This window comes from Campylobacter sp. 7477a, assembly GCF_014892335.1.
GTDB classification, from domain to species: domain Bacteria; phylum Campylobacterota; class Campylobacteria; order Campylobacterales; family Campylobacteraceae; genus Campylobacter_A; species Campylobacter_A californiensis.
In genome coordinates this window covers 1-5,955 of sequence record NZ_JADBJH010000021.1, presented here as the reverse complement: position 1 = coordinate 5,955, position 5,955 = coordinate 1, and the positions used below count along the sequence as shown (strand labels likewise).

Below are 5,955 nucleotides of genomic sequence, written 5' to 3'. Positions count from 1 at the left end.
CCACAATAAATAAAAAGCAGTATCATAAAAGATATAAAGCATTAAAGATAGATGTTTTAATTATATGTTTATATAAGTTAAAATCTTAGTTGGTTTAGATCTAATATTAGGTAGTTTAAGATTTTATATTTGGATAATAAGTAGTAGAATAATTAACAAAGCTCGCAGCAACTTACTTTCCCGACATCCCAGTAAGGGAGAGTATCATCAGCCAGGACGAGCTTAGCTTCTTGGTTCGAGATGGAGCAAGGCGTTTCCTCGTCTGTATAGCCACGAGCAGTGTTAAATAAAGGATTAGTGATTAATCTCTTATTTAACACTGTAGTGATATTTTGTTAAGAGTAAAGCATGTTTATAAAAACATTCTTCTTACTAAGGTTTTATCCTTAACAAGGAAGTGATGCTTAAAAGATAAGCAAACGAGCTATTAGTACTGGTCAGCTAAATGACTTTCATCAATTACACACCCAGCCTATCAAACTAGTAGTCTACTAGAGCTCTTAAAAGAAGATTCATCTTGGAGTTGGCTTCGAGCTTAGATGCTTTCAGCTCTTATCACATCCCAACGTAGCTACTGAGCGATGCCCTTGGCAGGACAACTCATACACCAGTGGTTGGTTCAACCCGGTCCTCTCGTACTAGGGTCAACTCTCCTCAATCTTCTTACGCCCACGGCAGATAGGGACCGAACTGTCTCACGACGTTCTGAACCCAGCTCGCGTACCGCTTTAAATGGCGAACAGCCATACCCTTGGGACCTGCTCCAGCCCCAGGATGCGATGAGCCGACATCGAGGTGCCAAACCTCCCCGTCGATGTGAGCTCTTGGGGGAGATCAGCCTGTTATCCCCGGGGTACCTTTTATCCTTTGAGCGATGGCCCTTCCACACAGAACCACCGGATCACTAAGACCGACTTTCGTCTCTGCTTGACGTGTATGTCTCGCAGTTAAGCTGGCTTATACCTTTATACTCTACGAACGATTTCCAACCGTTCTGAGCCAACCTTTGTAAGCCTCCGTTACATTTTGGGAGGCGACCGCCCCAGTCAAACTACCCACCAGACATTGTCCTACTTACGGATAACGTAAGCTAGTTAGCTATCAGAATAAAGAAGAGTGGTATCTCAACAATGGCTCATATACAACTGGCGTCATATACTCAAAGCCTCCCACCTATCCTGCACATCTTTATCCCAATAGCAGTGTCAAGCTGTAGTAAAGGTCCACGGGGTCTTTCCGTCTTGCCGCGGGTAGGAGGAATTTTCACCTCCACTACAATTTCACTGGATCCCTCTTCGAGACAGCTCCCATCTCGTTACGCCATTCATGCAGGTCGGTATTTAACCGACAAGGAATTTCGCTACCTTAGGACCGTTATAGTTACGGCCGCCGTTTACTCGGGCTTCGATCAAATGCTTCGATTGCTCTAACATCATCAATTAACCTTCGAGCACCGGGCAGGCGTCACACCCTATACATCCTCTTACGAGTTAGCAGAGTGCTGTGTTTTTGGTAAACAGTCGGGAGGGACTCTTTGTTGTAACCTTCAATGCTTACGGAGTAAATCCTTCACAAAGTTAGGCACACCTTATACCGAAGATACGGTGCTATTTTGCAGAGTTCCTTGAAGAGAGTTCTTCCACGCGCCTTAGAATACTCATCCCACCCACCTGTGTCGGTTTACGGTACGGGCAACATTATCTAAACTTAGAAACTTTTCTTGGCTCGACAGTATCAGCAATTCACACGCTGTTCCGAAGAACTTTGTGTGCCTGTAGGGTCTCGGCTTAAAAAGATCCGGATTTGCCTGGATCTTAACCTACACCTTTCGACTAGCACTTCCATCCGCTAACTTGCTTAACTCTAAGCGTCCTTCCATCGCACAATAATGTTGGCATTGGAATATTAACCAATTTTCCATCGCATACCCCTTTCGGACTTTGCTTAGGACCCGGCTAACCCTACGATGACGAGCATCGCGTAGGAAACCTTGGGTTTACGGCGTTGGGGATTCTCACCCCAATTATCGCTACTCATGCCTGCATGCTCACTTGCATCCGCTCCAGTACTCCTTACCGGTATACCTTCAACGCTGAATGCAACGCTCTCCTACCACTTAGTAAAACTAAGTCTAAAGCTTCGGTACTCATTTTAGCCCCGTTATATTTTCCGCGCAGAATCACTAGACCAGTGAGCTATTACGCTTTCTTTAAAGGATGGCTGCTTCTAAGCCAACCTCCTGGTTGTTTCAGTAACTCCACATCGTTTTCCACTTAAATGAGATTTAGGGACCTTAGCTGTTAGTCTGGGTTGTTCCCCTCTCGACGACGGATTTTATCACTCGCCGCCTGACTGCCATGATTACACACTAGGTATTCGGAGTTTGATAGGGTTTGGTACATTGGTGTATGCCCTAGCCCATTCAGTGCTCTACCCCCTAGTGTTACTACATGACGCTATACCTAAATATATTTCGGAGAGAACCAGCTATCACGATGTTTGATTGGCCTTTCACCCCTATCCACAAGTCATCCCATAGCTTTTCAACGCTAGCGGGTTCGGTCCTCCACTGGTTCTTACACCAGTTTCAACCTGCTCATGGATAGATCACATCGTTTCGGGTCTGCAACATCTGACTAAACGCCCTATTAAGACTCGCTTTCGCTACGGCTCCGGGTTTCCTTAACCTCGCCAGACATCACAACTCGCAGGCTCATTATGCAAAAGGCAGTCCATCACCCTGATAAATCATAGGGCTCTGAATGATTGTAAGTAAATGGTTTCAGGTTCTATTTCACTCTGATCACCTCAGTTCTTTTCACCTTTCCCTCACGGTACTTGTGCGCTATCGGTCTAGTAGTAGTATTTAGGGTTGGATCGTGGTCGACCCAGCTTCAGACAGGATATCACGTGTCCCGCCCTACTCAGGATACTGCTAAGTAAAACAAAGTTTTCATATACGGGGGTATCACCCTCTACGCCTAAGCTTTCCAGCTTATTCTATTAACTAAGTTTAGTCTATGTTGCAGTCCTACAACCCCGTTAGTAAACTAACGGTTTGCCCTCTTACGCGTTCGCTCGCCGCTACTAGCGTAATCTCTATTGATTTCTCTTCCTGTTGGTACTAAGATGTTTCAATTCCCAACGTTCGCTCCATTATATGGTAACTGACATCGCTATCAGTTGGGTTGCCCCATTCGGAAATACCCGGATCAAAGCCCCTTGACGGCTCCCCGAGTCTTATCGCAGCCTGGCACGTCCTTCATCGCCTCTACTAGCCAAGGCATCCACCACTTACTCTTAGTAGCTTACCTTTTTTTAGTATATATTATATTCTAATTCGCATCACTTCCTTGTTAAAGATAACCACCTATACTTCGCAAAGTAGCAAAGCTACTTTTTGCGACAAGGAGTATAAATACTCCATTGGCTCACCTAAAGCACACCGCTTCTTACCGAAGCGCCGTAAATTTAGAATCAAGCTATATAGTTTTTAGTTATTACATCTAGTATCTTAAACTCCAAGACGGAAAGCATTGACAGATAGTATAGATAAGTTTTAAATCCTATAGTATCTTGTGATGTCAAACTTCTGCAATTTAATGCAATGAGTTTAGATATCTAAATCTTTAACAAGTCCTGTAAAATTGTTTTTATTAAAACTTGCTTGTGACTCTTAACAATAATAAATAAAAGAACATTAGATTAAAAAATCTAAATCAAATTTTTGAAATTTAAAAACTTGATTTAAATTTCATAAGCCGATAAACTATTTAAGCACAATCTATTAAATTGGGGATGTGATTATAGCTAATAAATCTTATAATAATCTTTATGGTGGGCCTAACAAGACTTGAACTTGTGACCTCACCCTTATCAGGGGTGCACTCTAACCAGCTGAGCTATAGGCCCTCTTTAATAAAAAATCTGGTGGAGAATAGCGGGATCGAACCGCTGACCTCCTGCGTGCAAAGCAGGCGCTCTCCCAGCTGAGCTAATTCCCCATATTATCTATCTAATCTAAAACTAGAAAGATAAATCTCTTTATTAGCCGTCAATCTTTCAAAACTAAACAAGGATCGATTGAGTAAATACTAAGGTTAGTTAGTATTAAATTTTCCTTTGATGAATATCTTGTGAGAGAATATTCATTGTACTCTAGAAAGGAGGTGATCCAACCGCAGGTTCTCCTACGGTTACCTTGTTACGACTTCACCCCAGTCGCTGATTCCACTGTGGGCGGTAGCTAGTTTAGCATTCCGACTTCGAGTGAAATCAACTCCCATGGTGTGACGGGCGGTGAGTACAAGACCCGGGAACGTATTCACCGTAGCATGGCTGATCTACGATTACTAGCGATTCCGGCTTCATGGAGTCGAGTTGCAGACTCCAATCCGAACTGGGACATATTTTATAGATTTGCTCCATCTCGCGATATTGCGTCTCATTGTATATGCCATTGTAGCACGTGTGTCGCCCCGGACATAAGGGCCATGATGACTTGACGTCGTCCACACCTTCCTCCTCCTTGCGAAGGCAGTCTATTTAGAGTGCTCGGCCTAACCGTTAGCAACTAAATACGTGGGTTGCGCTCGTTGCGGGACTTAACCCAACATCTCACGACACGAGCTGACGACAGCCGTGCAGCACCTGTCTTAACATTTCTGCAAGCAGACACTCTTCTATCTCTAGATGATTTGTTAGATATCAAGTCCGGGTAAGGTTCTTCGCGTATCTTCGAATTAAACCACATGCTCCACCGCTTGTGCGGGTCCCCGTCTATTCCTTTGAGTTTTAATCTTGCGACCGTACTCCCCAGGCGGTATACTTAATCCGTTAGGTGCATTACTGCCATGACTAGCATAGCAACAACTAGTATACATCGTTTAGGGCGTGGACTACCAGGGTATCTAATCCTGTTTGCTCCCCACGCTTTCACGCCTTAGCGTCAGTTGAGTTCCAGCAGATCGCCTTCGCAATGGGTATTCCTGGTGATCTCTACGGATTTTACCCCTACACCACCAATTCCATCTGCCTCTCCCTCACTCTAGATTATCAGTTTCCCAAGCAGTTCTATGGTTAAGCCATAGGATTTCACAAAAGACTTGATAATCCGCCTACGCGTCCTTTACGCCCAGTGATTCCGAGTAACGCTTGCACCCCCCGTATTACCGCGGCTGCTGGCACGGAGTTAGCCGGTGCTTATTCGTTAGGTACCGTCATGGTTCTTCCCTAACAAAAGGAGTTTACGCTCCGAAAAGTGTCATCCTCCACGCGGCGTTGCTGCTTCAGGGTTTCCCCCATTGAGCAATATTCCCTACTGCTGCCTCCCGTAGGAGTCTGGACCGTGTCTCAGTTCCAGTGTGACTGATCATCCTCTCAGACCAGTTATGCGTCATAGCCTTGGTGAGCCATTACCTCACCAACTAGCTGATACAATATAGCCTCATCCCTTAGCGAAAAACTTTCCCGACTTAACTTATATTAAGAAGGAGTATAGAGTATTAGCAGTCATTTCTAACTGTTGTCCTCTACTAAGGGGCAGATTAGCTATACATTACTCACCCGTGCGCCACTAAGATTAAATAGCAAGCTACTTAATCTCCGTTCGACTTGCATGTATTAGGCACGCCGCCAGCGTTCACTCTGAGCCAGGATCAAACTCTCCATATAATTTATATGAAGTTTTTAATCTAAAAACTTTTGTTTTTTATTTATTAGTTTTAGTTTGCTAAGATAGCAAACTGGCTCAATCGATCACTTGTTTAGATTTCAAAGATTGACTAATAGTTTAACATTAATAATTTAAAAGAACAACGATAAAAAGGAAAGCTTTATTAACTCAAGAAGGTTAAAAGTGGTTTCTCTCAACTCGTGAGCTGGAATTATACAGGCATGATGCTTAAAGAAAGATTAAAAAGAGAGGGGAGATTGAAAAAAGTTGGGGAAAAATTT

General features: G+C 43.8%; 2 tRNA genes and 3 rRNA genes. All 5 read right to left on the bottom strand.

Annotated features, from left to right (window positions below):
• Positions 1-159: 159 nt before the first annotated feature.
• A 5S ribosomal RNA gene (gene rrf, locus CCAL5182_RS08840) occupies positions 160-278 on the bottom strand.
• Positions 279-407: 129 nt separating this feature from the next.
• A 23S ribosomal RNA gene (locus tag CCAL5182_RS08835) occupies positions 408-3,314 on the bottom strand.
• Positions 3,315-3,835: 521 nt separating this feature from the next.
• Positions 3,836-3,912: transfer RNA gene (locus tag CCAL5182_RS08830), tRNA-Ile, on the bottom strand.
• Between the two features lie 16 nt (positions 3,913-3,928).
• Positions 3,929-4,004, bottom strand: a tRNA-Ala gene (locus tag CCAL5182_RS08825).
• Between the two features lie 158 nt (positions 4,005-4,162).
• Positions 4,163-5,673, bottom strand: a 16S ribosomal RNA gene (locus CCAL5182_RS08820).
• Together the 16S, 23S and 5S rRNA genes with 2 tRNA genes alongside form the textbook arrangement of a ribosomal RNA operon.
• Between the last annotated feature and the right edge of the window lie 282 nt (positions 5,674-5,955).